The following is a 24381-nucleotide window of genomic DNA, read 5'->3' as shown; positions in this document are numbered from 1 at the left end:
CTAAAACTCGAAACATCAGGCCACCGGCCAAGACTGAACAGGAACAGATTATGACTGTCGTGAATGAATTGAGTCCCCAGACAATTGGCGACCACGTTGGCGCACCAACAATCCAGACCGCCGTGCTGGACAAAGCCCATCTCGGCGACATCCATGGCGCCCTTGGCACCATTGCAGAAGACGATTTCGCGCCGAGATCGACTTTGGGCGCACGGCTAAAGACCCTGCTCGCCATTCTGGGACCGGGGCTCATCGTCATGGTGGGCGACAATGACGCCGGCGCTTTCGGTACCTACACTCAGGCGGGTCAAAATTACGGCACGACGCTGCTGTGGACGCTGGTGCTGCTGATCCCGGTTCTGTACGTCAATCAGGAGATGGTGCTCCGCCTTGGCGCAGTCACCGGAGTCGGCCATGCCCGACTCATCTTTGAGCGGTTTGGCAGGTTTTGGGGCGCGTTCAGCGTCATCGATCTGTTTATTCTCAACGCACTGACGATTGTCACCGAGTTCATCGGCATCACGCTGGCGCTCGACTATCTCGGACTGCCAAAGCTCTGGGGCGTCTTGGCAGCCGCTGCACTTGTTATGCTCGCGGCAAGCACAGGTGACTTCCGGCGTTTCGAGCGTTTCGCGCTGATGCTCGTCCTGGGAAGTTTCCTGGTCTTTCCAGTGCTCCTTTTCATCCATCCGCCGGCGGGTCAGATGATCCAGGACATGATGGTGCCGAAGATGCCGCAGGGGGCGGCACTGAACGAAGTGATGCTGCTGATCATTGCGATCGTCGGCACCACAGTTGCGCCCTGGCAGCTGTTCTTCCAACAGAGCTATGTCGTCGACAAAAGGATCACGCCGCGTTTCATCAAGTATGAGCGCGTCGATCTCATGATCGGCATCGCGATCGTGATCGCGGGCGCAATGGCGATCATGGCGTTCACTGCTCAGACGTTTGCCGGCAACCCCGAGTTCGGGAATTTCGTCGACGCAGGCGCAGTTTCCGCCGGCATGGAGAAGTATTTCGGGAAAGCTCCCGCGGTATTCTTCGCGCTGGCGCTGCTCGATGCCTGCATCATCGGTGCATCCGCCGTGTCGCTGTCCACCGCCTATGCTCTCGGCGATGTATTCTCGTGGCGGCATTCACTGCACCGCAAGCCGACCGACGCGAAGGGATTCTATGCCATCTATTGCGGTCTCATCGTTCTCGCCGCCGTGCTCGTCCTCACCCCCGGCGTCCAGCTTGGGCTGCTGACGAGCGCTGTTCAAACGCTCGCCGGTGTATTGCTCCCAGGCGCCACCGTGTTTCTCTTGCTCCTTTGTAACGACAGGCCGGTGCTCGGTCCGTGGGTCAATTCGCGCAGGCTCAATCTGTTCACCGGTGCCGTCGTTGCGGTGCTGGTGATGCTCTCGGTTATCCTCACCGGATCGGTCGTCTTTCCCGGAATTTCCGACACCATCATCTTGAGCATCCTCATCGGGGGCAGTGTCGTCGGGCTTCTGGCCGCTCTGGGTGTCGCGTTTGCGCAGCGCCGCTCGAGGAAACTCGAGACTGGAAACATCGGGTCGATATCCAGGGCAGCGCACGTCGCCGATGACAATTGGCGCATGCCACCTCTCGACCAGCTGCCGCCAGCACGCCTTTCTCTTGCATCCCGGATCTGGATGATCGTGTTGCGCGGCTACCTTATCGCCGCCGGTGGCCTTGTCCTGCTTCGCATTTTCCAACTCGCGACGGGTGGAGCTTGATCAGGGCTGCCGTCGCAAGTGCGCGACGATGGGGAGCCATCGGATTGTTCCGGTTGGCAAGCAGTATCTTGCGCTACGCGATGATGCTGCACCGGCAGCGCAGGATCTCAAGCAGCGATCTTCGGACCGTGTTGTCAGCGACGCGATTGCTGGAGCGGGCCGGGGCATTGCTGGCTCTGGGCCGCCGCTGGCGAAAGCGGCAAGAAGTCGAGAAGGGTTTTCACAGTGAACGCATCGATTGATCAGGCGGCTGTCGGCCTCGCCACGGCGACGTTGCTGGGCGCGAGCATCGGGTTCGAACGCCAATGGCGTCAACGAATGGCGGGCTTGCGAACCAACACGCTAGTCGCAATCGGTGCCGCAAGCTTTGTGATGTTCGCAGGCTTGTTTCCCGATGAAGGAAGTCCCACGCGCGTAGCGGCTCAGGTTGTTTCGGGCATCGGCTTCCTGGGTGCGGGAATCATCTTTCGCGAGGGACTTCATGTCACCGGCCTGAACACCGCGGCCACATTGTGGTGCTCGGCGGCAGTGGGAATGCTCGCAGGCGCTGGGCATTCGCTGCATGCGGCGCTGGCGGCCAGTTTTGTTGTTCTCGTCAACCTGCTGTTGCGGCCGTTGGTTCGGCTCATCAACCAGCAGCCGATTACGCAGACCGAAGTCGACTTTCATTACCGCGTACGTGTCGTCTGTCGTAATCCGGAAGAGGCGCATGTCCGCGCGCTGCTGTTGCAGAGCACCAGCAATGGTCAGCTCAGTTTGCGGCGGCTCGACAGCACGGACCTCGATGAGAGCGGGCGCGTCGAAGTCGTCGCACAGCTCTCGGCTCATTCGAAGAGCGACGCCGTGCTCGAGCAAGTGGTGGGTCGTCTCAGCCTTGAAGCAACCGTTTCGGCGGCGAGCTGGAGCGTCGGACCAATCATTGAATAGCAGTCACCACACAAACGATCAGAGTAATGGGGAACGTGATGAAGCGGATTTGCATAATTGGAAGCACTACGTCGGCTATTCTTGCGACGTGTTCTGTCGCGGCCGCGGGCGATTTGCCGACGACCTTACCTACCAAGGCGCCGGTTCGCGCAGCGATCTACGATTGGACAGGGTTTTACGTCGGAGGGCAGGTCGGCTACGGCCAAGGCGACCTTGGTGGTCCCGGCACCAATTCCGTTCCTGAACAGGCGGTATTTTTTCCCCACAGCCTCACGGGCCTGATCGGCGGGCTTCAGGCGGGCTATAACCTTCAGCTGCCAAATCGCGTGGTGCTCGGCCTAGAGTTGGATGCGCTATTCACAAGTCCACGTGATCTTCCGAAGCTTGACCCGGCGCCCTTCAATTCCACGCTGGAATACGCAGCGACGGCGCGGGGTCGGATCGGCTATGCATTCGGGACGATGCTACCCTATGTAACCGGCGGATTGGCGTGGGGTCAAAGCAGGGTCAACATCAACGCGAGTGACGGCGTCACACCCCTGTCGTCACAGTTTCTTCCACACGTCGGCTGGACAGCCGGCCTCGGCATCGAAAAGGCCGTTGGCGGCAATTGGACCGCAAAGGTCGAATACGACTATATCGACCTGGCGCGCAGGACCTATGGTCTCGGCGATGCAATGCTTCCGGGCCTCAACGTCGATCCAAAGATTCACGTCATCAAGGTCGGGCTGAACTATAAGCTCGGGGAAACACCGCTCTGGGCGCCATCCGCCACGTCCCCTGTCAATGCGATGCAAATACCGGAATCGCCCGATTGGAATGTTCACGGGCAAACCACGCTCATTACACAAGGGTATCCGCGCATCCGCTCGCCCTATGAGGGCGCCAACAGCCTTCCGGGAGGCGGACAAGGTCGAGAGACGTTAACGGCGGATGCGTTTCTCGGATGGCGGTTGTGGGAGGGCGGCGAGCTCTACTTCAATCCGGAACTTGCGCAGGGCTTCGGCTTGAACACTACGCTCGGGCTGGCGGGCTTTTCGAATGGTGAAGCCCAAAAGGGGGGCACGGATTTTCCGAAGCTCCGCCCGCAACGCTATTTGATCCGCCAGACATTCGGCCTGGGCGGCGAGCAGGAAGAGGTTGCGGACGGCCCGCTTCAACTCGCTGGAAAACGCGACATCGACCGCGTCACGTTGACGGTCGGGCGATTTGCCATTGGCGACTTTTTCGACGGTAATTCTTATGCCAAGGATCCGCGCGCGGATTTCATGAACTGGGCTATCTGGTCGTCCGGCGCCTATGACTTTCCTGCCGATCTGCCGGGATTCACGCGCGGCGCAGTGGTCGAGCTCAATCGGAAGGAATGGGCGGTGCGGGCGGGCCTGTTCCAGGTTCCGTCAGCACCCAACAGCGATGTCCTGACTTCCAGGGGCGGTGGCGCGGTCGTTGAGCTGGAGGAACGCTACGCGATCCAAGATCAACCCGGTAAACTTCGGCTCGGGGTCTTTGGAAACCAAGGCAACACCGCCAGCTATCGCGATGCGCTGGCAATCGTGGCCGCCGATCCTTCGCTCGACATCAATGCCACAACGGCGGGCATCCGTCATACCCTGCCCAAATATGGTTTCTACGCAAACATGGAGCAAGCAATCACCCAAGACGTCGGCATCTTCGCCCGCGCCAGCTGGAACGATGGCCAGACCGAGATCCTGTCGTTCACCGACATCGACCGTAGCGTGTCGGGCGGCATCTCGATCAAGGGCAGCTCCTGGGGGCGGACGAATGACACAATCGGAATTGGAGGGGCGATCAACGGTCTCTCTAGCGCGCATCGCGATTTCCTCGCTGCCGGCGGCATCGGTTTGCTGATCGGTGATGGCCAACTGAACTACCGCGAAGAGAAAATCCTCGAGGCATATTATGCCTATAACCTCAACAGATGGAGCACGCTGACGTTCGACTATCAGTTCATCGCCAACCCCTCCTACAACGCCGATCGGGGACCGGTCTCGGTACTCTCGGCGCGCGCGCACGCCGAATTTTGAGGGAGTATCGCCATATAGCCTGCTGCAAAATTATTGTCTGACATTTCAGATTCTGCCCGAGCGGATGCAGCGAGCGTAGAAACGCCCGTTCTGAAACGTGTAACTGAAGATCGAGACCGAGTAATCTCTGAAGAACATTAGTCCGCCGAACTGTGCCAACATGCGAAATGGCCCGAGCTTGTCAAACAGCGCGGGCCATTTCTGTCGCTATAAACTTAACTCGTTCTCACGCGGGCGGACATGCGATGCCACGAACCACCCGATCACTTGGAGTTGCTTTTGGTTAGGTTCGACGCAGCTTCTCCATACTTGCTCCCCCAAGCAAAGATGGCGTCGATGACAGGTTTCAGGTCAAACGCCGTATTGGCTGCGAAAGCCGCTTCTCGGTGCAAGCAAAGCTCAAGCTGCGAGGGAGGGGCGATTTCGCCAAGGGTCTCGGCCTATGCGCCAGGCAACAAAGCTTGTTCTCTTTCTCGTCGTATTTCTGTCAATTTCGTCGACGCTTGAAGCATCGCAATGTGATCGGAAGATGCCGGTCGCGTCAGCGCACTTTCGAGGGGCGCAGGCACTGTTCATGCAACCGACCGATAAAAGCGAAAGCTGTCTCTCATACGTCAAGCAGTTCGTTGAGGCGGTAACCGCTCGACGGGACGCCGCGACATTCGGAGATAGCATGGTCCGTCAACGTGTCCTCCTTGCCCTTGATCGGGAAATAGAATTATTCGATGAATTTATCGCCGCCCATGGCTGCGGACTCTGATGGTCAACGGAGCTGCAATAAAGCCGTTGTTGGCTCACTGACATGGAGCGACGATAATTGGCCAACCACGGCTCCGTCAGACGCTGCGGGTCTTCTCCGGTTGCTTCCTGCGATTCTTCCGACCCAATGCGAGAACGCCGTGATTGCGCCACCAGGTGAAGAGTGCGTCGATAACGGGTTTAAGCTCCTGGGCGGCCGGGGTGATCGCATACTCAACTCGAGGCGGCACTTCGGCAAAGATTGTACGGCGTAAGAGTCCATCGGACTCCAGTTCGCGAAGCTGCGCCGTCAGCATATGCTGAGTGATGCCCGGGACCGCGCGCCTTAGCTCTCCGAAACGAAGTACGCGCTGATTGAGCTGCCAAAGAATTTCCAACTTCCATTTACCAGTGATCGTCGCAAGCGCGTCGCGCATTTCCGCGCGCAGAGCGACCGGGTCGACGACGGACTTCGGGTCAATAGTCACTTTTTTCATACTAACATCCAAATAACAATCTTACTTGTCGATATCCTACTTAGATGAGAAACCCTCTATTGCCTACCGCCAAGCGAGAGAAATTCAGATGTTGCCCGATCGGCCATTAGGAAAAGCAGCATCTGGCCGCAGCGGCACTGGAGGCCTCGGCTGCTCGCCGCCGCCAAGCGTTAGGCAGGACAGTCGGGCGGTCGGAGACCGTCATCGATCGGCCGATAGAGGAGGAGGCTCCGCCGCTTTCGCGGCGTGGCCCGCACAAGGGAGGAGGCGCCTGTCCTTGGCAATTGCGCGTTCCTGCAATGCGTCCGGATCGCCTACGTCCCCCGCAACTCATTGCGAAGGGCATGCCACTACTCTCGCCAAAAATAGCCGAAACAACCTACCGTGCCCTGGTGCGCTCATTCATTGATTACGAGCAGGGAATTTTTGCCGCTGCGGCTGCGTCCCGGCAGGCTGCGTGGAAGAAGTAAGATGCGAGATCCCACGGCGGGCCGAACTATCGATCTCCATGGGCCGCACCTTCCGGGGAGGGGCCAAATTCTTCCCACCACGAAAACAGCGCATCCATTACCGGCTTTAAGGCTCTAGCAGCCGGTGTGATGGAATATTCCACCCGAGGCGGCACCTCCGCGAAAACCTTTCGTGAGATCAGCCCGTCGGCCTCCAGTTCTCTGAGTTGCGCCGTCAGAATGTGCTGCGTGATGCCCGGTATCGAGCGCAGCTCTCCGAAGCGATGCGTTCGCCGATTCAGAAGCCAAAGTATCTCCAGCTTCCATTTGCCCGTGATTGCGCCGATCGCCCGGCGCATTTCTGCGCGCACAACGGTGGCGTCGGCCAGATCGGCAATCGTCATGGTATCCTTTTCCATACTTGCAAGCAGAAAGTCATCCTACTTGTAAGGATTCATCATAGCTGACAGATTGATCATGGCTATTACCCAACTACGAATGGAAGCAAATGAACACCGAATTCATCGCTCATCCGAGACTGCAACATATAGGGCTGACCACGGGCAACGCTCAGCCGATGATCGAATGGTACAAGGCCGTTCTCGGAATGCGCCTGATTTATCATTCCGACAATCCGACGGGCGCAAAAGAGGGCGTGAAGCCCAAGGCCACATGGATGAGCAACGACGAGGCCAATCACCGCGTCGCGTTCGTCGAATTTCCCGGGCTGGCACGCGACCCGGAGCGCTCCAAACATCATCGCCTTCAGCACGTCGCATTCGAGTATCGAACGCTCGATGATCTCCTTGGGACTTACGCCAGGCTGAAGAAGCTCGGGATTGTTCCTGTTTTGCCGGTGGATGAAGGATCGCAGACCGCATTTTACTACAACGATCCTGATGGAAACAGCATTGAGCTCAATGTCGATAACTACGGAGATAGCTGGACGTCGATTGAGCACATCCAGAATTCGCCGGACTTCGCGCGCAAGCCGCTTGGAGTGCAAATCGATCCCGACAAGCTGGTTGCAGCGCGGGAAGCGGGAAGTTCTCCCTGGGACATCCATCAGCGCGCGTGGCAGGGCGAGTTCGCGCCGGCGAAGCCGTACGATTTGAGAGTGCTGCTTTAGCCAACACCCCGTCATGCAGTAGGCACCCCCCCACCGCTAACCTCTAAGGAGAACATCGTGACAAATAGTCTTGCCAATGAAAAAGTGATGCCGCGCCCAGGCAAGCTTGGCCGTATCGCGCTATGGGCGGCCAAAATCGCTCTGGTGCTAATCTTCGCGGCGACCGGTACCTCGAAGATCCTCGGCGTCCAGCAGTTGGTCGACGGCTTTGTCCAGATCGGTCTCGGCCCGTGGTTCAGATACTTCACAGGCGCCATCGAAATCGGCGGAGCGCTGCTCTTGTTATGGCCGCTCACCTCCGGATTGGGGGCGCTTATTCTACTCGGTGTTTCCGTCGGTGCATTTTTCGTTCAGCTCTTCATCATGCACGGTGATGTCGTACACACTTTGGTGCTTGCGACACTCAGTGGATGGGTGGCTTGGGCGGCCCGGGGTGCTCTACAAGCTCGGCATTTCCGCTGAGGAAGGGAACTCATAAATCCTCGGGGCGAAAGTCCAAGTGCGAACGGACCCTCGTGTGAACGCCGAATGATCGCATGCCGCACCCACATGCGATCGGAACAGGATGAGAAGCAGAATGAGATTTAACAAAAAGGTCGCACTCGTAACCGGCTCGAGTAGAGGCATCGGGCTTGCCATTGCCAAGCGCCTGGCAGCAGAGGGCTGCGCAGTCGTCCTCACTGGCAGGAACGAACTCGAAGGTCGTGCGGCCGCCGCCGCCATCGCGGAAGAAAACGGCATCGGAAACGACAACGTGTTGTTTGTCGCAGGCGATCTGAAGCTCGACTGCCACATCCGCTCTGTTCTCGGGCAGATCGGGGATCGGTTCGGCAAGCTCGACGTTCTCGTAAACAACGCCGGCCCGACGACCTTCATCACCGAGCACGACAAGGCGATTGAGGACATCGAGGTGAGTTCGTGGAACACAATTCTAAACGGTGCTGCCACCCTTACGCTGATGGTCAGCAAACATTCCGTACCCCTTCTACGTGCCGCGGGCGGCGGCGCTATCGTCAATATTTCCACGGCCGTGGCCAGCCGAGGCATCGCAAACAAGCCCGCGCATTCGGCGTCGAAGGCTGCCGTCGAAGCTCTTACCCGTTCGCTTGCGGTCGAATTGGCTGGCGACGGCATCCGCTCGAATGCCGTTTCTCTCGGGTTCATTGTCAGCGGTCCAAGGCAGGCTGCCGTCGCCGCTGATCCTATTCAAGGCGCCGCCATACGTGCGATGCAGTTGCTGCGCATCGGGACCAGCGACGATGTCGCGGCCGCTGTTGCCTTTCTCGCCTCCCAGGAAGCCGCTTTCATCACCGGCGTCGTGCTCCCGGTCGATGGCGGCGTGGCGTGCCGGATGCCTATTCCCGCTGTACCGGCCTCCAGGCTGGCAACGCACTGACGGATACTACCGACGCTGCGCGAACGGCTTTAGCCCAAATTAGCAAACATTTGCTTCGTTTCATTGCGGTCGCCAACGCTAACGCGCGATCATGCCATCAGGCAGCTCCGTCCTTACTTGCTGGTAGGGCCCGATGGCCGCTGACAAACGGAGGATTGCGCATGAGCGATCACTAGCGGTTGGTCTGCTCGAACGATTTCCGGCGGATACAAAGGCACGAGGTTGAGCTGCGAGTTTTCCGCGTTGTAACACTGGGCGACAAGCATTGTGCCTCACGCGGAGAATACGACTGGGCGGCGGGCATTGAGCTATTTGAAGTATTCACCGCTTGGGCTCGTTTCGGATCGTGTCAGCAAGCGTTTGCAGATCGACGATTGCAACCGTCATGCTTTGGATTCTACGTTCCAAATTGAGGGCCATGTAGATCACTACGGGCAGATACTCGACCTCGTGGCCCGCCTTCCGCACTGCCAACTTTCCCAGCACTATGGCGTAATATCCGTTGATGACCTCTGTCGTGACCGACAGGTCCTTTCTCAAGTCGCCATAGAGGCTTTTTAGCACGCGCCTAGCCTGCCTTCGGCCGACCGCTTGAAAATCACCGCCGCAGCCACGAAGCTCGCTTAGCCGGCTGATATCCAGCGTGCCGAGCCTAAGCGACAAGACAATATCCTCCGCGAGCAATTCGTTCCAGGTCAGCAGCTCCCAGCCCGCCAGGATTGCCTCGACCATTCGCTTCGTCTGCGTGAGGTCTTCGGTTTCCAGTTCCTGCTCAACGTCCTTGGTCGCCATGTGAGTCTCTCCGGTGCGGAGTCCGTTTCGCCCGTCTTAGGACGGTGGCCAGGATGATGCTGAATACCCCTATCCAGACGCTGGACTCCAGCGAGTTACCGCGAATTGCCTATGGCGGCGAGCTAAGTGAAACAAATCGGGACGAATCTTCGTAAAGTTCTGCCAACTTGACGCGACCGCTTGTTTGGATCCGAGACAAGCGTCGATCTGAAAAGACTAAGTCATCTGGAACGCAAGGTCGTCACATTATGAAGCTCGAATCTCTTTAGAGGAGAGCGCTCCCCGCACCAACGATCGCGATTTCCGGTGAACGTTCTGGGTCATGAAGGCGACCTGTTCGGTTTCCGCGAAGAAGTTATCGGGCATGCGATCGAGTACCAGCCGGCCCACAGAAACCGGGGGCAGGAAGGCGCGGGGCCCAAACGTTGCCAGTCTCCAGCATCTGCGCGAATCTGGTTGTCCACCGACGCTCGATCCAGTTTACAACGTGTTGCGGTAATCTGATATGATTCATGGTGCCTCTCCCTGCTAAGCCGCCAAGGCCCTCGACGTCGAGCGCAGGCGGTTTGGCTTGCCGCCCGGCGGATGGCGCGGGCCGCCGTCCAATTCGCACAAGGCTTCGAGTATCTCGTCGATGGTGACGGGTGCCTTGAGGCCGGACGGGGCCCGCAGCGCGGGACAGGAAGCGATCGCCGATGCATCGGATGCCCAGGACGCCAGGATGGCGCGCTTTTCGGAAACCGAAAGCGAGGCATGCGTCAGCACGTCCCGCGGATGATCGAACACGGTCCCGGGATGCAGCAGCGCGTTGAAGTCGAAAACGTTGTCGTCGAAAGCGGTCGTCGGCCGCATGGTCTCCTCCATTTGTTGACGAATACCGACGCCGCGCGTCCAGCGAGCGACGCGCGGCTCCAGCAGTGGATCAATCAGGCCGCCTTGGCCTCGATCTGATGGACGTTTTGCGCGGCCGCTGCGCCATTGATGGCGATGCGCCGCGGCTTCATGGCCTCGGGGATTTCCCGGATCAGTTCGATCTTAAGTAGGCCGTTGTCGAAGGTCGCGTTCTTCACCTGCACGTAGTCCGCCAGGTTGAATTGCCGCTTGAAGTGCCGAGTCGAGATGCCCCTAAACAGGAACTCGCGTCCGGCTTTTTCGGCCTTGTTGCCTTCGATAGTGACGACGTTCTGCTCGGCGGTGATCGAAATCTCGTCGGGCGAGAAGCCGGCAACCGCAAGGGAGATCTGGTACCGGTCGTCGGCCAGCCGCTCGATGTTGTACGGGGGGTAGGATTCCTCGGTGGCCCGCTGGGCCGTTTCGACGAGGTCGAACAGACGATCGAAACCGATGGTCGATCGGAACAGGGGAGAGAAGTCATAAGTGCGCATAGCCAAATCCTCCAAAGAGCAAGATGGGTATGAGGCACCGGACACGACCGGTGCCCGTCTCAATTCCGGGGCCCCAGAGGGCGCCCCGGACGCCACCGTTAAGGTGGCGACTAGAAAATTAGCAAAACCGGATTCGGTTTCAAGGGGGTGGCGGGAAATTTTCAAGATGACGATCCGGCAGAACCGGGTTGATCAGGCAGCGCGGGTCATCTCCCGCAGCGTTGCGACGACCTGGGCGCCGCGATACGGTTTCGGCAGGAAGACGCTCCCGGCCGGCAAATCTTCGGCTCCAACCCTCACAAGACCGGACGTCGCTACGATCTTGATTGGAGGCCACCTGTCCCGGGACGAATCGGGCGAGCTTCAGACCGTCCATCGAGCCCGGCATCTGGATATCAGTGAAAACGACGTGAATCGCAGGGCGAGCTTGAAGGATTGCCATCGCCTCGTCGGCATTGCCCGCCTGGACAACTTCAAACTCGGCATTTTCGAGCGTCTCGGCCGAATCCATTCGCAACAGGAATTCGTCTTCGACAATCAAGATTACCGGACTTTCAGCCGCCATTTCACCCTCCACTGCTGCCAAGCGGGGTCTCGAAGTTTTGTTCCATCTCGCACAGCGTTGGGCGGGTGTTCAGGTTGATGTTGATGGAGTGAGCGGCATTGTGAAGACGAACCGGGTTTCATCCGGCGTGGACGTCACGTCGATCCGGCCGCCATGCGCCTGCGCGATCTGCGAAGCAATATGGAGCCCCAGTCCGAGACCCTGACGGCTGTCGCGGACGTCGCCCCGAAAGAACGGCTCAAAAAGCTTTTCCATCGCCGCTGCTGGAATTGGTTCGCCGGCATTCGCAACCCATAGGATGAATTCGCCGCCTTCGGTTCTAGCTCCGACGCGTACGGGCTGGTCCCGAGCTCCGTGGGTGAGAGCATTGCCAATCAAATTCGACACCAATTGTCCGATCCGCGTGCGGTCGCAATTTACGGGCTCCGCTATTTCGAAGCTAGTCTCGATCACGCGCTGGGGAGATGCCGTCCGCAATTCGTCGACGACCTGCTCCAAAACAGGCTCCAGCGGCCGGTTGGCGTCGCGGTTCAACTTGATGCCGCCGCCTAGCCGCCCACGCGCGAAATCCAGGATGTTGTCGATCAGGTCGGACATACGGGTGACGGTCGAATTGATCATATCAAGGACACGCAGTTCCTTTTGCTGCTGAAGCGCCCCCGACCGCTGCAGGATCCTGGCTCCGGCGCTAATGGCCGCAAGCGGATTGCGCAGGTCATGACCAAGCACGGCTATGAACTGCTCGCGCAGTTCCGCGGTTTCCCGCTCGGTCGCGAGTCCTTTCTGCAACTCCGACCTCGAATCCATCAATTGGCGTTCGTAGCGCCGCCGGTCGGTCGCCTTGATGACTACCAGGGCCGTGAACAACAGCTCGCCATCGGCGGCGCGGCGTTCGGCTGCGTTGGCGATCACCGGCAGCCGCTCGCCGGCGGCGGTCTCAAAGTCCAGCGCAAACTCGCTGAAGAAACCTTGCATCCGCAGCAAGGGCGCGATGTGGGTTTCGTAGTAAATACGACCCGCCATGTTCAGGAATTGATGGAGGCGTCGGCCGACGAATCTGTCGGCTTCAAAACCTGTCCAGGCCACGAGGGTGGCGTTGACTTTCGTTATGCGCCCATCGGATCCGATCGTGAGATAACCGCAAGGGGCGTGCTCGAACAGATCCCGGTAGTCGTCGGTGGGCCCGGACTCAGACATACGCCCGGATGGCCGAGACGACCTCAGCCGGCGCGCTCAGGTTTGGGCAGTGCCCGGTTGCCTTGAGGAACACGATCTCACTGCCCGGAATTCGGCTGCGCACGAACTTTCCGACTTCCTCCGAGGCAATGATGTCCTCGCTGCACTGAAGGATCAGGGTTGGGACTGTGACCTTGTCGAGATCGCCTCTGTTGTCGGATGTGAAGGTGACGCGCGCAAATGCCTTTGCGATCTCCGGATCGGTCCGACAGAAGCTGTTGGTCAGTTCCTCGCCGAGTTCGGGACGATCTGGATTGCCCATGATGGAAGGCGCCATCGCGGCGGACCATCCCATGTGGTTGTCTTCAAGGAATTCGAGAAGCTCCGCGATTTGCTTTTCGCTAAAGCCGCCCACGTAGTCGCCGTCATCTATGTACCTGGCGGAGGGGCCGACCAATACCATCCGCCCGAATAGATCTGGAGCCTTCAACGAGGCCAGGACGCCAATCATCGCGCTGACCGAATGGCCGACGAAGATGGCGTCCTTCAAGCCTAGCTCGCGGCCAATTTCCACGACGTCGTCGGCGTAGCCGTGGAGCGTAGAATACTTCGCCTTGTCGTAGGCCGAAAGGTCCGAACCTCCGGCGCCGACGTGGTCAAAGAGCACGACTTTGAAGTCGTTCTCGAATTCGGGCGCCACGAAGCGCCACATGTTCTGATCGCAGCCGAAGCCATGGGCGAACACGATGCCACGTTCACCCCGCCCGCTCACGTGGACGTTGTTTCTTGCCGATACATCCATGCCTGGTCCCTGATTGAGCTCGTCAGTTTTAAGCCTATCCGCCCGTCAAATACCAGCGCAGTTGCGCAGGCGACCCGGAGCAGCAAGCGACAGTGCTACCTGACCAATAGAGTGCGGCAGCTTGGATACTGCCGGCGCTAGTCAAGGACTGGGACTGGGCTCGGGCCGGCGAGATCCGGGCTTAGGCTGCTTCCTTCAGCAAGCTATCCTGACTGACCTCCTTTAGCTCCTCGGTTATCACGTTGAAACGCACCAAGTGGGCCGGACCGAAAGCTGTTGAGATAGCCACATCGGCCGCGTCGCGTCCCCTCGCGATCAATATCCTCCCAATGCGGGGATGATTGTGCCTCGCATCGAAGGTGAACCAGCGACCATCGAGAAACACCTCGTACCATGCGCTGAAGTCCATGGGAGCCTGATCGGCTGGAACGCCGATGTCGCCGAGGTAGCCAGTGCAGTACCGGGCAGGAATGTTCATGCATCGGGAAAGTGCTACGGCAAGATGAGCGAAATCACGACAGACGCCACGCCGTTCTTCATGCCCTTCCGAGGCGGTGCGGTCCGCCCGCGCATGATGGTAGCCGAATTCGATGCGGTCATGAGCGTACTCGCAGATCGCCTGCGCCCGCTGCCAGCCGCCCTGGATGCCGCCAAAAAGTGACCACGCAAGGTTCGACAGCTTTTCGGTGTCGCAGTAACGACTAGCCAGCAGGAAGGGAAGAATGTCAGGGGGCAATGCCGCTACGTCGGCCTGTTGCGCTGCTGGACACACTTCGTCGGGAAGGCCGTTGTCCTCGACGATGAACTCGCTGCGGACCTCCAGTAGGCCGGTCGGGGCGACGAAGCGGGTGCAGATGTTTCCGTAAGGATCGAAGTAGTCGCGCGCGTCCACATTCGGCGAAAAGTGCATCGACTGATCGCTCAGAATGTCTCCATCGCGTGAAGGATGGGTGGTGAGCATGAACACCATGGGAACTGCACGAGGACACTGAAAAGCAATGTCGTAGCCTGCCCGAATTTGCACCGAAGCCTCCTGATTGGTTGCGTTTGAAAAGCGCAGGCGGCGAGGTTTGTTCCGGGAAATAGTGATCGAATTTTAAGCGAATCTATGTTTCAGCGGCCATCGGGCCGGAACGAGGCACCAGTCCTTTCCCCCGGCTTCCTATTGGGCGACCACTTCACGAAGTGTATTCAAGATTTCGGCAGGGCTGTAGGGCTTTCGCAAAAAGCGTCCGCCGTCGGGCAGGTCATCATGACCGATTGTGACATGGCCGGAAGTCGCAACGATTTTGATCGGCGGCCAGCGATCTCTCACCGCAGCGGCCAGTTTGAGGCCGTCCATACTGCCGGGCATTTGGATGTCGGTAAACACGACGGCGATGTCTGAGCGCGTTTCGAGGATATCAATTGCTTCGTCAGCATTGGCAGCTTCGATAACGTCGAATTCGCCTCCAGCGATCATCTGGGCCGCATCCATCCGGATTAACACATCGTCTTCGACAATGAGAATGACCGCTCGTTTCGTTCCTGAAATCATCGTCAATCACTTCTCAGATCTGAAAACCGGGTTCTCACCTGGATTTAAGCAGGGGTTTCCTCGAACCTTTTGGATGTAAGCGGAGTTGGTCTCTTGGCTGCATCGCAGGTCTCCCACCGAAATTTCTGCCGCAAATGCGGCTTGGCATTGCTTGGGATCAATCGATTACGCCAAAAAAAGTTCATTGTTGCCGAGGGGGAATCCATGGAAACGCAAGGGGTTGGCTCAGCCGGCCGGGCTCCAGCACCAAAGGATTGGGAATGCCGGACGGAGAAGGCCGCGCGACCGGTGTGGGACGCCGAACAGCTTCGGCGCGGGCGTCGCGCTCTGGTCGTCGAACGTCGACACCAATCGATTTACGATGGACGAAAGGGCTTTCGATCTCTGGGGCGTGCCGCAGAGCGAGTACGTAACGTTCGACGACCTATCGGCTCATATTCACCCAGCCGATCGTGACCGCGTAAGAGCGGCATTTTCGGCCCCCCGTGCAATCGTCGGCGCGTACGAAATCGATTTCCGCATCATGCTCGGCGAGGAGGTCAGGTGGGTTTCAGCCCGCGGCCAGGGTTGTAATTTCCCGGGCCAGGCCTCGCGGACATCGTGGTGAAGCGCTCTCATGCTCTCCAGAATCTGGTCGGCGATGGTCACGCGTCCGATAGCTCGGAACGCCCCCGCCAGGCGGCCGGCCGAACGCACGTGGCCCCCTGAGAGCAGCGGTTTAAGGATCTCGCTTGCGGTGCGGACCGCGCCCAAAGCTGCGGCGACGTCGTTGCGGTTCTGCTGAAAAAAGGCGGGCCCTATGAGGCATAAGGCGGTGCGATACCCCTCGGTTCCTGTTCATGGATCCATCGCTCGAAAAGAGGTGCATCGCTTGGCCGCCCGGCGGTTGTCCGGCGCGATATTCGCGCAGATCGTTCACGAGGTTGAGTCCCCATTCCCGGGCGGCGCCGTAGCCGGCGAGCTCCTCCAGCGCGGGGCCACGGTGATCGAAGAACGATTTCGTTGCGACGATTCGTTGCAGCCGTTCGACGCACTCGTCGGCGGTGCGGTCGGAGCGGACTGAAAGCGCGAGGTCGGAGATGTCGACGGCCCGGACGAGCTGGTCGTCGAGCGCCGCGCTCGGGGACCGCCCGGTCACCGCCTCGATCACCAGCGCGACGCCGGAGCCGTCGAGCTGGCTCAGCGCGAGATGGTGCTCGGCTGCGCGAAGCAAGTCGCGCGGCAAGTGGCGGCGCGGGTCGGGCGCCAGGCCAAACACCGGGGCGCGGGCGTGCAGGGCCTGTGCAACCGAGTCGTTCCCACGCTCCGCCTTGTGCTCGTTGGAGGTGCCGTCCCTCGCTAGCAGCAATACCGGGCGGATCGGTCCGTGATCGAAGCCTCGCTCGTCCAGCACCTTGGCCTCGGCGCCGAACGCGCAGGTCTTTAGCACTTGGCGAGCCAGGGAAACCACTTCGGCGCCGTGAGTGGCAAGTGAGACCACCGGGCAGCCTCGCCGCAGGTCGCGGGTCAGTTCATCGACCGGCTCGATCGCGCGCGCCACGAGCACCGCGGCGGCCGCCAGATCGGCTCGAATGGAGGTTCGGCCGACGGATTCAGGTGCGGTGGCCAAGTCGTTGATCAGCCGCTCGATCGGGTCGTCGGCATCGCCGCTGCGCAGCAGCGGTCCGCTGTTCGCGCCAGCTTTGGCGGCCAGCATGTCGAGATAGGCCCGCGCGAGAAGATCGTGCGGACCCGGCCTGTCCTGGTTCATGGCTTCGCTCCGTCCAGAGTGCATTTGAGACGAATCCCAATCCGGCCAATTGCGATAAATGTTGTACGCGTGGCGTTTATCTCAGGCGGACAAGCGCAACGCATTGCACAGGCGCCGCGGTTTGCTATGGGACGGGTATAGATAAATCTGCTCTTTATTCACGACTTAGCCGTCCAGCGACCCAATGAAAGCAACCCGCTAGGCTTCTGTTGCGACATCGTCAAACCAGTGTTAGGCGGCGTCTTATCGCATCTGGCCTGGCAATCGCGCGCGCCGCTTCGACGCGATAGAGCGGACTGCCACCCCTGGGGAGGCGGTAATATCCAGCGCAGCCATCTCGTTCATCGCCTTGGCAGCAAGACCTCCGGGCGGACGAGAGCAACTCGAGCGATGTTCTATCGATAGATAGATGTTGACAGAGCTGAACAGGAGTCGTATCAAACCAGCGATCTATCGATAGATAGTCAGGCTGCGCAACGGCGCGTGGCATTTGATCGTAGCCCGCCGCTCAGTGCTGCGCGGCGGGTCACGCTGGTGGCGTGCGCAAGCGCGGCTTCGACTCCAAGTCCGTCTGCGATTTCACCATCGTGCAATCTATGAACGGGAGGATGACAGTGAGCCAGACCAAGAAAGCCAAACAATTTGCCGCCCTTCATGTCAAAGGAACGCCAGTGATACTTTACAACGCGTGGGATGCAGGCAGTGCGAAAACGATCGTCGAGGCCGGTGCGGAGGCGATCGCGACGAGCAGTTGGTCTGTCGCCACTGCGCAGGGGTATGAGGACGGCGAGGACCTTCCGCTTCCTCTTGCCGAGCAGATCGTCGAGCGGATCGTGGCGGCAGTTGACGTGCCTGTGACCGTCGACTTCGAAGGCGGCTACAGCGACGATGATCGCAAACTAGCCTCGAACATCTCCAAGCTGCTTGATCTGGGAATCATCGGGATCAATTTCGAGGACCGCGTGGTCAAGGGGAAAGGGCTCTACGACGTTGATCGGCAGGCGAAGCGAATTGCGGCGATCCGACATGCTGCCGAACACAAGGGCGTTCCTCTCTTTATCAATGCACGGACCGATGTGTTCTTAGGTAACAGCGGCGATGTCGACGAAGCCCTGGACAGAGCGAAGGCATACGCGTCGGCCGGCGCGTCCGGCTTCTTCATTCCCGGGCTGATCGAGGCCGACCATATCCGTCGGATTGCTGAGGAAGCGACGCTGCCGGTCAACGTTATGGTCATGGAAGGCGTCCCATCGAATGACAAGCTCGCGAAATTGGGTGTTGCCCGCGTGAGCTACGGGCCGATTCCGTACATCGAGGCGATGGAGGCTCTCCAGAAGAAGGCGAGAAAGCTCTTTTCGTAATCTGCCTGCGACCTCTGGAGGACGGCCAAACCCGCGACGCCCTCGCAAGGATTGTGAGAAGATTTGCGCCGCGAAGATAGCCAACTTCCGCGGCGCCGTTTGCCCAGATATCCTCATCTTCGTCTCGTGGACGTGGACCAAGACCTTTCTATAGGGCCGTTTGAATGCGCAACGGCCCCCCTTTACGACGGCATTACAAGCCGCCGGTAGCCCAACACGGTGGGCATTCGCCCGCTGGATCGAGCGGACGCGGAGCAGCAGTGAGCGACGTATCAGAAGGCATTGACCCTCACGCCATTCCAAGTGGAACGGGATGTGTCGAGTGTCTTGCTGCTGGCCAATGGTGGTTCCATCTGCGGCGCTGCGCCAAATGCGGCCACATCGGCTGTTGCGATACGTCGCCAAACCAGCACGCTACAGCGCATTTTCGCGAGACTGGCCACTTTATCGTAACAAGCTTCGAGCCTGGTGAGGATTGGTTCTGGAACTATGGAACCGAAAAGCCGTTCTACGGCCCCAGGCTGGCGTTGCCGCGATCTCGGCCACTTGACCAGCCTTCGCCTGGACCAAAGGGGCGCGTCCCAGCGGATTGGGAGAATCACCTCAACGAATGAGCATCCGCCTTATGACGACATCAGCACGTCACTAGCGCAAAATCCAGCGAAGGAAGATCCCATGTATTATCAAGTCGTTTCGCAGTGCGTCCAGTCCTTGAAGACTGTGGAGGTCTTGCTCGACAAGGCCGACCAATTTGCATCTGCCAAGCAGTTTGACGTCCGTGAGCTGTTGAACGGTCGTCTCGCGCCCGACATGAAGCCCTTGATCTACCAGGTGCAGAGCGCTTGCGATTATGTCAAAGCAGCCGCTGCCTGGCTTTCCGGGCAGACGCCGCCAAAACACGAAGACAATGAGCAAACCCTCGAAGAGCTGCGCGCTCGCGTTCGGAAAACTGTCGATTTCGCCGAAAGCGTACACGAAGCACAATATGAAGGCGCAGAAGGCCGCAAAGTCAGCCTTTCGTGGGTTCCCGGGAAGGTCATCGGCGGCGAGGATTATCTGCTTCAGATAACGATTCCGAACGTCTACTTCCATATTGCGATGACGTACGCGGTCCTCCGCAACGGCGGCGTCGACGTCGGCAAAATGGACTTCCTTGGGCCAATGAATTTTGTCCAAGCTTGACGAGACAGGCTCTCCTTTCTTGCCCGGACCCTCTCGGCGCCGATCGGGAGCGCGGTCGCCCTGCGGCAAGCCGTCCGCTCACCACAAGTCGAGCCCCCAAGAAGAATCTCCAGATTCGATGCCCGTGAAACGCGCTTCAGCGAAGAAATACACCAGCAGTCCCATCAGCAGCATGGACGACCTGTTCGGGGAGCCTGAGCTGCCTGCCGGTTTCCGCTATATCCCGGATGTAATATCGACCGCCGACGAAAAGAGCCTCGTTCAGCGATTTGAAAAGCTGCCCCTGAAGCCCTTCGAATTTCACGGCCATCAGGGCAATCGCCGCATATACAGCTTTGGGCACAGGTATGTCTTCGCAGGCCAAGAGCCACGCGCCGATGCGGGCATTCCCGATTACCTTCTGCCGCTCACCGACGTTGCAAGCCAGATCAGTGGCGTACCGGCCGAGGCGTTTGAGCAGCTCATGGTGACGGAGTATGGGCCGGGCGCTGGAATCGGCTGGCACCGCGACCGGCCGTCGTATGAAGATATCGTCGCAGTGTCGTTTCTCGCACCTTGCACATTGCGGCTGCGTCGGAGGGTGGGGGAGGGCTGGGAGCGCCGGTCCGCGCATGTCGAACCACGATCGGTGTATTTGCTCCATGGCCCGGTGCGGAACAGCTGGCAGCACAGCATCGCACCGATGGACGTTCTGCGCTACTCCGTGACCTTGCGTACGTTTCGCTCTCGCCGAAGCTCCTCGAGCGATTAGCGTTCCGCCATTGCTGTTGTCAGATCGGCGAATAGATGGGCGAAGTGATCAGACAAAACGTCCGCGTCGATGGTGAGGTCGCTTCGGCCCGAAGCCGGGATCATGACAGCGCGCTTTCGCGCGATCATCAGGCGACTGCGAATGTGGGCCCGGTAAGCCCCGCAGTCGCCTGATCGAACGCGGAGATGTCGCCATAGGCACGCGCAAGAATCAAGCCTCCTTCCAAGGCCGCCATCACATGGAACGCCCGAGCCATAGCATCCGCTCCGCCAATTCTGCTCGAAAGGTCGTCGATGCAGCGTCGAAAGAACATCTCGATTTCCTGCACGATCTCGGGCGGTAGACCGCCCGCTTGAGCGCCAAGCATGCCGCCTAGACACATCCGGCCATCCCGTTCGATCGGGCTGCGAAACGCGGATCGATAGATCGCAATCACCTCGTCGCCGCTCTCATCACCCCGCCGCGCGACCAGTTCGAAGAAGCGATCCCCGTATCGGCGCGCGACCGCAGCGGCCATTCCCGCCTTCGTCGGGAAATGGTGGTGGACACTGGCGCTCTTGATGCCGATCTCGGCTGCAAGATCGCGGAAGCTGAAGCCACGGTAGCCCGCCTCGCAGATGCGAGCCTCGGCCAGGTCCAACAGGCGCTCTGCCGTCTCGTTCATCGCATTTCCTATCTCTACTGATAGATAGACGTTGACGGCAGAGATTTCCAGAGTTATCCCATGGTCTACCTATCGATAGAGCGGAGTAGGAGTAGGACCTCATGAGCAACGAACAGGATACGCCGGCCGTTCGCCACGTCGACACGCCGTCAGGCCGAATCGGTTACGTGGAAGTGGGATCGGGACCGGTCGCTCTCTTCGTGCACGGCGTGCTGCTGAACAAGCACATGTGGCGCTACCAGCTCGGCGCGCTTTCAGATTTTCGGCGCTGCATCGCGGTCGACCTGCTTGCGCACGGCGACACGGAAATCGCAGCCGCTCAGGACGTGTCTGTGACCGCCAATGCGAAGATGCTGAAGGAAGTGCTCGACGCGCTGCATATAGATCAGGTCGATCTGGTCGGAAACGACAGCGGCGGAGGGATTTGCCAGATCTTCGCCGCGCTCAATCCGGATCGGGTGCGGACGCTGACGCTCACGAACTGTGATACCCAGGACAACTGGCCGCCCAAAGCGTTCAAACCGTTCGTGGAAATGGTTGCTGCCGGCGGGCTGAGCAAAACCCTCAACGCAATGCTCGGCGACAAATCGATTTATCGCTCGCCAGGTGCACTTGGCCCAGCCTACGAGCACTCCGAAGCCGTCAGGGACGAAGATATCGAAATCTACCTGCGGCCACACCTGCGCAACGAGCAACGTATCCATGATCTGGAGCGCTTCGTCGGCGCATTCGACAACAAACACACTTTGGCCATCGAGCCCCAATTGCGTCAGCTCAAGGCGCCGACACTGATCGTCTGGGCCACGGACGATGTCTACTTTCCGGTGAAATGGGCGCACTGGCTGGCCGAGGCGATCCCAGGAGCGAGACCGCCGGTTGAGCTGTCAGGAGCGCGGCTTTTCTTTCCTGAGGAGCGGGCGGACGCATTCAATCGGCTGCTGCGCGGCCATTGGGCCGGCTGACCAATCCGACCCGTACGATTCGGCGTCGCACGAGCCGAATCCCCATCAGCGAGGCACTTGGTATGCTGCTGGACGACCGACTGGCCCAAATCGTTCCGACGCTGACTCCGGCTCAAATACAGTTCGCTCTTCGTTTCGCGAGCGGTCCTGAGCGGCGTTTTGCACCGGACGAAAAGCTTCTCGATGTCGGCGATCGGGACATGGCCGTGTGGCTGGTCGTCGAGGGGGGCATCGTTGCGAGCCGACGGGATGGTCTGGGCCGGGAGGGGATATTTGCCACCGGCGGACCGGGTCAGTTCAGCGGAGAAGTAAGTGACCTTGCCGGGCATGCCTCCTTGGCCATGGTCTGCGCGGGACCGAACGGGTACACGGCCTATCCGTTCGATCTCCCTCATCTTCGAGCTCTGCTCATCAGCAGCGCGGACATCGGCGAACTGATGATGCGGGCCTTCATCCTGCGGCGCGCCGCGCTGTTGGAGGGGGACAGCGTTGGCTCGGTCATCCTTGGAGAAGCGGGATCGCCGGCGACGGTTGGCCTTCGGGGCCTGCTTACCCGGAACAGCTACCCGTACTCGCTGATCGATGCAGGTGGTACTGAAGGCAAAGCCCTTGTCGAGCGCCTCGGCGTGCAGGCAGCCGATTTGCCGATCCTGATCTGTCCAAACGGGACGGTGCTCCGCCGGCCGAGCGATGCCGAGGCGGGAGTTGGCCTGGGAATCGTCCCCGATATCAAACCTGGAACGACGTACGACGTGATCGTCGTCGGCGCGGGCCCGGCAGGTCTCGCTGTTGCCGTGTATGCGGCGTCGGAGGGGCTCCCGCTTTAGGATGAGCGCGTTCCAGCCGCCCGGATGAGCCGCCAACTCGCCAGGCTTGCAAAAACTGCGACGACCGCGGCAACGGAGAGTGCAGCACCGAAGCCGGCTGCTACGCTGGCGTGCACCGTGCCTTGGAGGGCGATTCGAATCGGATCTGATAAAGCAGACAAAGCACCGCTCGCGTCGCCACCTACGATCCGAAGGCTCAGGTCGTGCCAATCGACCCTCTGATCGAGCACGAGTGGCGCTCCAAGCCTTCGAAGGCTGGCCTCGGCCACGGCTGCGAGCACTGCGCCCAGCCCCGCGACACCGGCGATGATGCCAATGAACCGCGTCGTACTTGCCAATCCGGAGGCCATCCCGGCGCGCTCTGGCGGAACGGAGCTGACTTGAGCTTTCGCCGTCTCGCTGTTTAGCAGGCCCGCGCCTGATCCAGTGATGAACATGCCGATCGCAGCCGTCCAATATAGGTCCGCCAGCACGGCTGCTGCCGCGATCGCATTGCCAAGCGCGACCAATCCGAGACCGAAGCTCAGGATCGCACGGCTGGACATGCGCGTCGCGAGCCTGCCGCCCACGCTGGGACCGATCAGCAGCGGCAATGCGAAAGGTATCATTGCGAGACCTGTGATCGCCGGAGAAAGCACAAACGCATCCTGGAGATAGAGCGGAAGGATCGTCATCATGACTTGTGCTGCGGCCGCGTAACCCAACATAGCAACGGCTGCTCCGGTGACGGTCGGATCGCGGAATATCGACAGGTCGATCATCGGGCGTGGGTGTTTGCGTTCGGCAAAAACGAACGCCACAAGCAGGACCGCGCCTGCGGCGAGTCTGATGATTGTCGGCGCACTTTCCCAGCCGATGCTATTTGCATCGATCAGAGCCCACACAACGCCGAAAAGACCGGCGCCAAAGAGGAGGATTCCCCGATAGTCCAAGCCTGACGCTTTCGGGTCGCGAGATTCCGCGACCGACGTCAGGGCGAGGACGATCAATCCGGCGCCCAACGGCAAATTGATGTAAAACGCCCATCGCCATCCCAGATAGGACGTAACGAGGCCGCCGAGGATCGGACCGAGAGGCGGTGCCATGCCCATTACGGTGCCCCAGATCGCGTAGACGCGGTCTCGTTCGTGAGGTTCGAATCCGTGTGCGACGACGGCCAGCGACGACGTCAGTTGGAGCGCCGCGCCGACCGCCTGTAATGCGCGCGCCCCGTTCAGTGTAGCGAGGTTGGGTGCCGCACCGCAGAGAAAGGAGGCGAATGTGAAGATCGACAGCCCGATAAGCAGCATGCGCCGCCGTCCAAGACGGTCGGCCAAGGCGCCTGCAGGCATCAGCAGAGCCGCGAACGGAAGGATATACGCGCTGACGACCCATTCGACATCAGCAAATCCGCCGCGCAAGTCGCGCGCAATGGACGGCAGCGAGACGGCGACAATGTTAGTGTCGAGCATGATGAGGAAGGGCGCGCCTGCACAACAAAGCAACGTGCGCAGCTTCCGGCCAGAGAACCGAGCCCTCGAAGACGGCGACATGGCGTCAGCCTGCGGCTGTCCCGCTGCCTCACCGAAACTATTTTCGCCATTTCTGAGCACGAAACCACCCATTCCGCTATTCCGCGACCCCGCGCGATGAGCTCGGCTATGCAGATCAACGACAAGAGGTCCTGCCGACGCGCGGACGATCGGCAGGACTTTCGCAATCTCA

The 24381-nt window shown here is 59.8% G+C and carries 25 protein-coding genes and 3 pseudogenes; 14 read left to right on the top strand and 14 right to left on the bottom strand.

Going from position 1 to position 24381, the window contains the following annotated elements; translation table 11 throughout:
* Positions 1 to 50 precede the first annotated feature (50 nt).
* From BLR13_RS10820 to BLR13_RS10810, 4 genes are read left to right on the top strand one after another with little or no spacing between them, the layout of a single operon-like run.
* Positions 51 to 1742: an NRAMP family divalent metal transporter gene (locus BLR13_RS10820; protein ID WP_079586421.1), complete on the top strand. Its 1692-nt coding sequence runs from the start codon at positions 51 to 53 to the stop codon at positions 1740 to 1742.
* 44 nt (positions 1743 to 1786) lie between these two features.
* On the top strand, positions 1787 to 1984 hold the full coding sequence (locus BLR13_RS40065) for a hypothetical protein (protein WP_143039758.1): 198 nt from the start codon (positions 1787 to 1789) through the stop codon (positions 1982 to 1984).
* Complete coding sequence (locus tag BLR13_RS10815; RefSeq protein WP_091976430.1) at positions 1968 to 2669, top strand: MgtC/SapB family protein; 702 nt, start codon at positions 1968 to 1970, stop codon at positions 2667 to 2669. Before BLR13_RS40065 ends, BLR13_RS10815 begins: the two co-directional genes overlap by 17 nt.
* 38 nt (positions 2670 to 2707) lie before the next feature.
* Positions 2708 to 4714, top strand: a complete 2007-nt coding sequence (locus BLR13_RS10810; protein WP_244525138.1) for a carbohydrate porin — start codon at positions 2708 to 2710, stop codon at positions 4712 to 4714.
* Between the two features lie 836 nt (positions 4715 to 5550).
* Here the strand turns inward: BLR13_RS10810 and BLR13_RS10800 are convergent.
* Positions 5551 to 5949, bottom strand: a complete 399-nt coding sequence (locus BLR13_RS10800; protein ID WP_074824596.1) for a winged helix-turn-helix transcriptional regulator — start codon at positions 5947 to 5949, stop codon at positions 5551 to 5553.
* A 496-nt stretch (positions 5950 to 6445) separates the two neighbouring features.
* The gene (locus BLR13_RS10790; RefSeq protein WP_074824599.1) at positions 6446 to 6817 is read right to left on the bottom strand and encodes a winged helix-turn-helix transcriptional regulator; all 372 of its coding nucleotides are present in this window, start codon (positions 6815 to 6817) and stop codon (positions 6446 to 6448) included.
* 89 nt (positions 6818 to 6906) lie between these two features.
* On the opposite strand from BLR13_RS10790, the gene BLR13_RS10785 reads away from it, so the two are divergent.
* The 3 genes from BLR13_RS10785 to BLR13_RS10775 all read left to right on the top strand — a co-directional run bounded on the left by BLR13_RS10785 (position 6907) and on the right by BLR13_RS10775 (position 8923).
* On the top strand, positions 6907 to 7527 hold the full coding sequence (locus BLR13_RS10785; RefSeq protein ID WP_074824602.1) for a VOC family protein: 621 nt from the start codon (positions 6907 to 6909) through the stop codon (positions 7525 to 7527).
* A gap of 57 nt (positions 7528 to 7584) precedes the next feature.
* Positions 7585 to 7989 (top strand): DoxX family protein, encoded by a 405-nt coding sequence (locus BLR13_RS10780; protein ID WP_143039759.1) that lies wholly within the window; start codon positions 7585 to 7587, stop codon positions 7987 to 7989.
* 103 nt (positions 7990 to 8092) lie between these two features.
* Positions 8093 to 8923, top strand: a complete 831-nt coding sequence (locus tag BLR13_RS10775) for an SDR family NAD(P)-dependent oxidoreductase (RefSeq protein WP_079586424.1) — start codon at positions 8093 to 8095, stop codon at positions 8921 to 8923.
* A gap of 321 nt (positions 8924 to 9244) precedes the next feature.
* On the opposite strand, the gene BLR13_RS10770 is transcribed toward BLR13_RS10775, so the two are convergent.
* From BLR13_RS10770 to BLR13_RS10735, 9 genes and pseudogenes are all read right to left on the bottom strand, one after another.
* A complete protein-coding gene (locus BLR13_RS10770; protein ID WP_074824612.1) occupies positions 9245 to 9715 on the bottom strand; it encodes a hypothetical protein in 471 nt (156 codons plus the stop codon).
* Positions 9716 to 10024: 309 nt separating this feature from the next.
* Positions 10025 to 10114, bottom strand: a pseudogene (locus BLR13_RS40060) (catalase); the annotation flags it as partial.
* Between the two features lie 129 nt (positions 10115 to 10243).
* Complete coding sequence (locus BLR13_RS10765) at positions 10244 to 10567, bottom strand: hypothetical protein (RefSeq protein WP_074824614.1); 324 nt, start codon at positions 10565 to 10567, stop codon at positions 10244 to 10246.
* A 74-nt stretch (positions 10568 to 10641) separates the two neighbouring features.
* Positions 10642 to 11100, bottom strand: a complete 459-nt coding sequence (gene hspD / locus BLR13_RS10760; RefSeq protein WP_074824617.1) for a small heat shock protein HspD — start codon at positions 11098 to 11100, stop codon at positions 10642 to 10644.
* A 192-nt stretch (positions 11101 to 11292) separates the two neighbouring features.
* Positions 11293 to 11665 (bottom strand): annotated as a pseudogene (locus tag BLR13_RS10755) (response regulator).
* A 69-nt stretch (positions 11666 to 11734) separates the two neighbouring features.
* The gene (locus BLR13_RS10750) at positions 11735 to 12862 is read right to left on the bottom strand and encodes a PAS domain-containing sensor histidine kinase (protein ID WP_074824619.1); all 1128 of its coding nucleotides are present in this window, start codon (positions 12860 to 12862) and stop codon (positions 11735 to 11737) included.
* Entirely contained in the window at positions 12855 to 13643 is a 789-nt protein-coding gene (locus BLR13_RS10745; protein WP_074824624.1) for an alpha/beta fold hydrolase, read from the bottom strand. Before BLR13_RS10745 ends, BLR13_RS10750 begins: the two co-directional genes overlap by 8 nt.
* Before the next feature lie 181 nt (positions 13644 to 13824).
* Entirely contained in the window at positions 13825 to 14667 is an 843-nt protein-coding gene (locus tag BLR13_RS10740; RefSeq protein ID WP_074824628.1) for a transglutaminase domain-containing protein, read from the bottom strand.
* Positions 14668 to 14805: 138 nt separating this feature from the next.
* On the bottom strand, positions 14806 to 15180 hold the full coding sequence (locus BLR13_RS10735; protein WP_074824630.1) for a response regulator: 375 nt from the start codon (positions 15178 to 15180) through the stop codon (positions 14806 to 14808).
* Between the two features lie 253 nt (positions 15181 to 15433).
* On the opposite strand from BLR13_RS10735, the pseudogene BLR13_RS10730 reads away from it, so the two are divergent.
* Positions 15434 to 15748: pseudogene (locus BLR13_RS10730) on the top strand (PAS domain-containing protein); the annotation flags it as partial.
* Between the two features lie 150 nt (positions 15749 to 15898).
* Here BLR13_RS10730 and BLR13_RS10725 read toward each other — a convergent pair.
* A complete protein-coding gene (locus tag BLR13_RS10725) occupies positions 15899 to 16930 on the bottom strand; it encodes a hypothetical protein (protein ID WP_079586427.1) in 1032 nt (343 codons plus the stop codon).
* Between the two features lie 614 nt (positions 16931 to 17544).
* Between BLR13_RS10725 and BLR13_RS10720 the strand changes: the two genes are divergently transcribed.
* From BLR13_RS10720 to BLR13_RS10705, 4 genes are all read left to right on the top strand, one after another.
* Positions 17545 to 18291, top strand: a complete 747-nt coding sequence (locus tag BLR13_RS10720; RefSeq protein ID WP_074831664.1) for an isocitrate lyase/PEP mutase family protein — start codon at positions 17545 to 17547, stop codon at positions 18289 to 18291.
* 164 nt (positions 18292 to 18455) lie between these two features.
* Positions 18456 to 18905, top strand: a complete 450-nt coding sequence (locus BLR13_RS10715; RefSeq protein WP_171944975.1) for a UBP-type zinc finger domain-containing protein — start codon at positions 18456 to 18458, stop codon at positions 18903 to 18905.
* A gap of 61 nt (positions 18906 to 18966) precedes the next feature.
* The gene (locus BLR13_RS10710) at positions 18967 to 19473 is read left to right on the top strand and encodes a DUF1993 domain-containing protein (protein WP_074824636.1); all 507 of its coding nucleotides are present in this window, start codon (positions 18967 to 18969) and stop codon (positions 19471 to 19473) included.
* Between the two features lie 172 nt (positions 19474 to 19645).
* Complete coding sequence (locus tag BLR13_RS10705) at positions 19646 to 20224, top strand: alpha-ketoglutarate-dependent dioxygenase AlkB (protein ID WP_079587916.1); 579 nt, start codon at positions 19646 to 19648, stop codon at positions 20222 to 20224.
* Positions 20225 to 20351: 127 nt separating this feature from the next.
* Here the strand turns inward: BLR13_RS10705 and BLR13_RS10700 are convergent, their stop codons facing one another.
* Positions 20352 to 20888: a TetR/AcrR family transcriptional regulator gene (locus tag BLR13_RS10700; RefSeq protein ID WP_074824641.1), complete on the bottom strand. Its 537-nt coding sequence runs from the start codon at positions 20886 to 20888 to the stop codon at positions 20352 to 20354.
* Between the two features lie 101 nt (positions 20889 to 20989).
* Between BLR13_RS10700 and BLR13_RS10695 the strand changes: the two genes are divergently transcribed.
* The gene (locus BLR13_RS10695) at positions 20990 to 21850 is read left to right on the top strand and encodes an alpha/beta fold hydrolase (RefSeq protein ID WP_074824644.1); all 861 of its coding nucleotides are present in this window, start codon (positions 20990 to 20992) and stop codon (positions 21848 to 21850) included.
* 62 nt (positions 21851 to 21912) lie between these two features.
* Positions 21913 to 22677, top strand: a complete 765-nt coding sequence (locus BLR13_RS10690; protein WP_074824647.1) for a hypothetical protein — start codon at positions 21913 to 21915, stop codon at positions 22675 to 22677.
* Here BLR13_RS10690 and BLR13_RS10685 read toward each other — a convergent pair.
* Entirely contained in the window at positions 22674 to 24281 is a 1608-nt protein-coding gene (locus tag BLR13_RS10685; protein WP_197679540.1) for an MFS transporter, read from the bottom strand. The genes BLR13_RS10690 and BLR13_RS10685 overlap by 4 nt on opposite strands.
* Positions 24282 to 24381 lie beyond the last annotated feature (100 nt).

The organism is Bradyrhizobium ottawaense, assembly GCF_900099825.1.
Taxonomy (GTDB): Bacteria; Pseudomonadota; Alphaproteobacteria; order Rhizobiales; family Xanthobacteraceae; genus Bradyrhizobium; species Bradyrhizobium ottawaense_A.
This window is presented reverse-complemented; position numbering and strand designations above follow the sequence as displayed.

Excerpts from the sequence above, each read along its gene's own strand:
- BLR13_RS10765 (WP_074824614.1), bottom strand. The coding sequence starts at position 10,567 with ATGCGGCCGACGACCGCTTTCGACGACAACGTTTTCGACTTCAACGCG.
- BLR13_RS10725 (WP_079586427.1), bottom strand. The coding sequence starts at position 16,930 with ATGAACCAGGACAGGCCGGGTCCGCACGATCTTCTCGCGCGGGCCTAT.
- hspD (WP_074824617.1), bottom strand. The coding sequence starts at position 11,100 with ATGCGCACTTATGACTTCTCTCCCCTGTTCCGATCGACCATCGGTTTC.
- BLR13_RS10790 (WP_074824599.1), bottom strand. The coding sequence starts at position 6,817 with ATGGAAAAGGATACCATGACGATTGCCGATCTGGCCGACGCCACCGTT.
- BLR13_RS10715 (WP_171944975.1), top strand. The coding sequence starts at position 18,456 with ATGCGCAACGGCCCCCCTTTACGACGGCATTACAAGCCGCCGGTAGCC.
- BLR13_RS10775 (WP_079586424.1), top strand. The coding sequence starts at position 8,093 with ATGAGAAGCAGAATGAGATTTAACAAAAAGGTCGCACTCGTAACCGGC.
- BLR13_RS10745 (WP_074824624.1), bottom strand. The coding sequence starts at position 13,643 with ATGGATGTATCGGCAAGAAACAACGTCCACGTGAGCGGGCGGGGTGAA.
- BLR13_RS10750 (WP_074824619.1), bottom strand. The coding sequence starts at position 12,862 with ATGTCTGAGTCCGGGCCCACCGACGACTACCGGGATCTGTTCGAGCAC.
- BLR13_RS10810 (WP_244525138.1), top strand. The coding sequence starts at position 2,708 with ATGAAGCGGATTTGCATAATTGGAAGCACTACGTCGGCTATTCTTGCG.
- BLR13_RS10705 (WP_079587916.1), top strand. The coding sequence starts at position 19,646 with ATGGACGACCTGTTCGGGGAGCCTGAGCTGCCTGCCGGTTTCCGCTAT.
- BLR13_RS10770 (WP_074824612.1), bottom strand. The coding sequence starts at position 9,715 with ATGGCGACCAAGGACGTTGAGCAGGAACTGGAAACCGAAGACCTCACG.
- BLR13_RS10695 (WP_074824644.1), top strand. The coding sequence starts at position 20,990 with ATGAGCAACGAACAGGATACGCCGGCCGTTCGCCACGTCGACACGCCG.
- BLR13_RS10820 (WP_079586421.1), top strand. The coding sequence starts at position 51 with ATGACTGTCGTGAATGAATTGAGTCCCCAGACAATTGGCGACCACGTT.
- BLR13_RS10785 (WP_074824602.1), top strand. The coding sequence starts at position 6,907 with ATGAACACCGAATTCATCGCTCATCCGAGACTGCAACATATAGGGCTG.
- BLR13_RS10735 (WP_074824630.1), bottom strand. The coding sequence starts at position 15,180 with ATGATTTCAGGAACGAAACGAGCGGTCATTCTCATTGTCGAAGACGAT.
- BLR13_RS10685 (WP_197679540.1), bottom strand. The coding sequence starts at position 24,281 with ATGGGTGGTTTCGTGCTCAGAAATGGCGAAAATAGTTTCGGTGAGGCA.
- BLR13_RS10710 (WP_074824636.1), top strand. The coding sequence starts at position 18,967 with ATGTATTATCAAGTCGTTTCGCAGTGCGTCCAGTCCTTGAAGACTGTG.
- BLR13_RS10700 (WP_074824641.1), bottom strand. The coding sequence starts at position 20,888 with ATGAACGAGACGGCAGAGCGCCTGTTGGACCTGGCCGAGGCTCGCATC.
- BLR13_RS10690 (WP_074824647.1), top strand. The coding sequence starts at position 21,913 with ATGCTGCTGGACGACCGACTGGCCCAAATCGTTCCGACGCTGACTCCG.
- BLR13_RS10800 (WP_074824596.1), bottom strand. The coding sequence starts at position 5,949 with ATGAAAAAAGTGACTATTGACCCGAAGTCCGTCGTCGACCCGGTCGCT.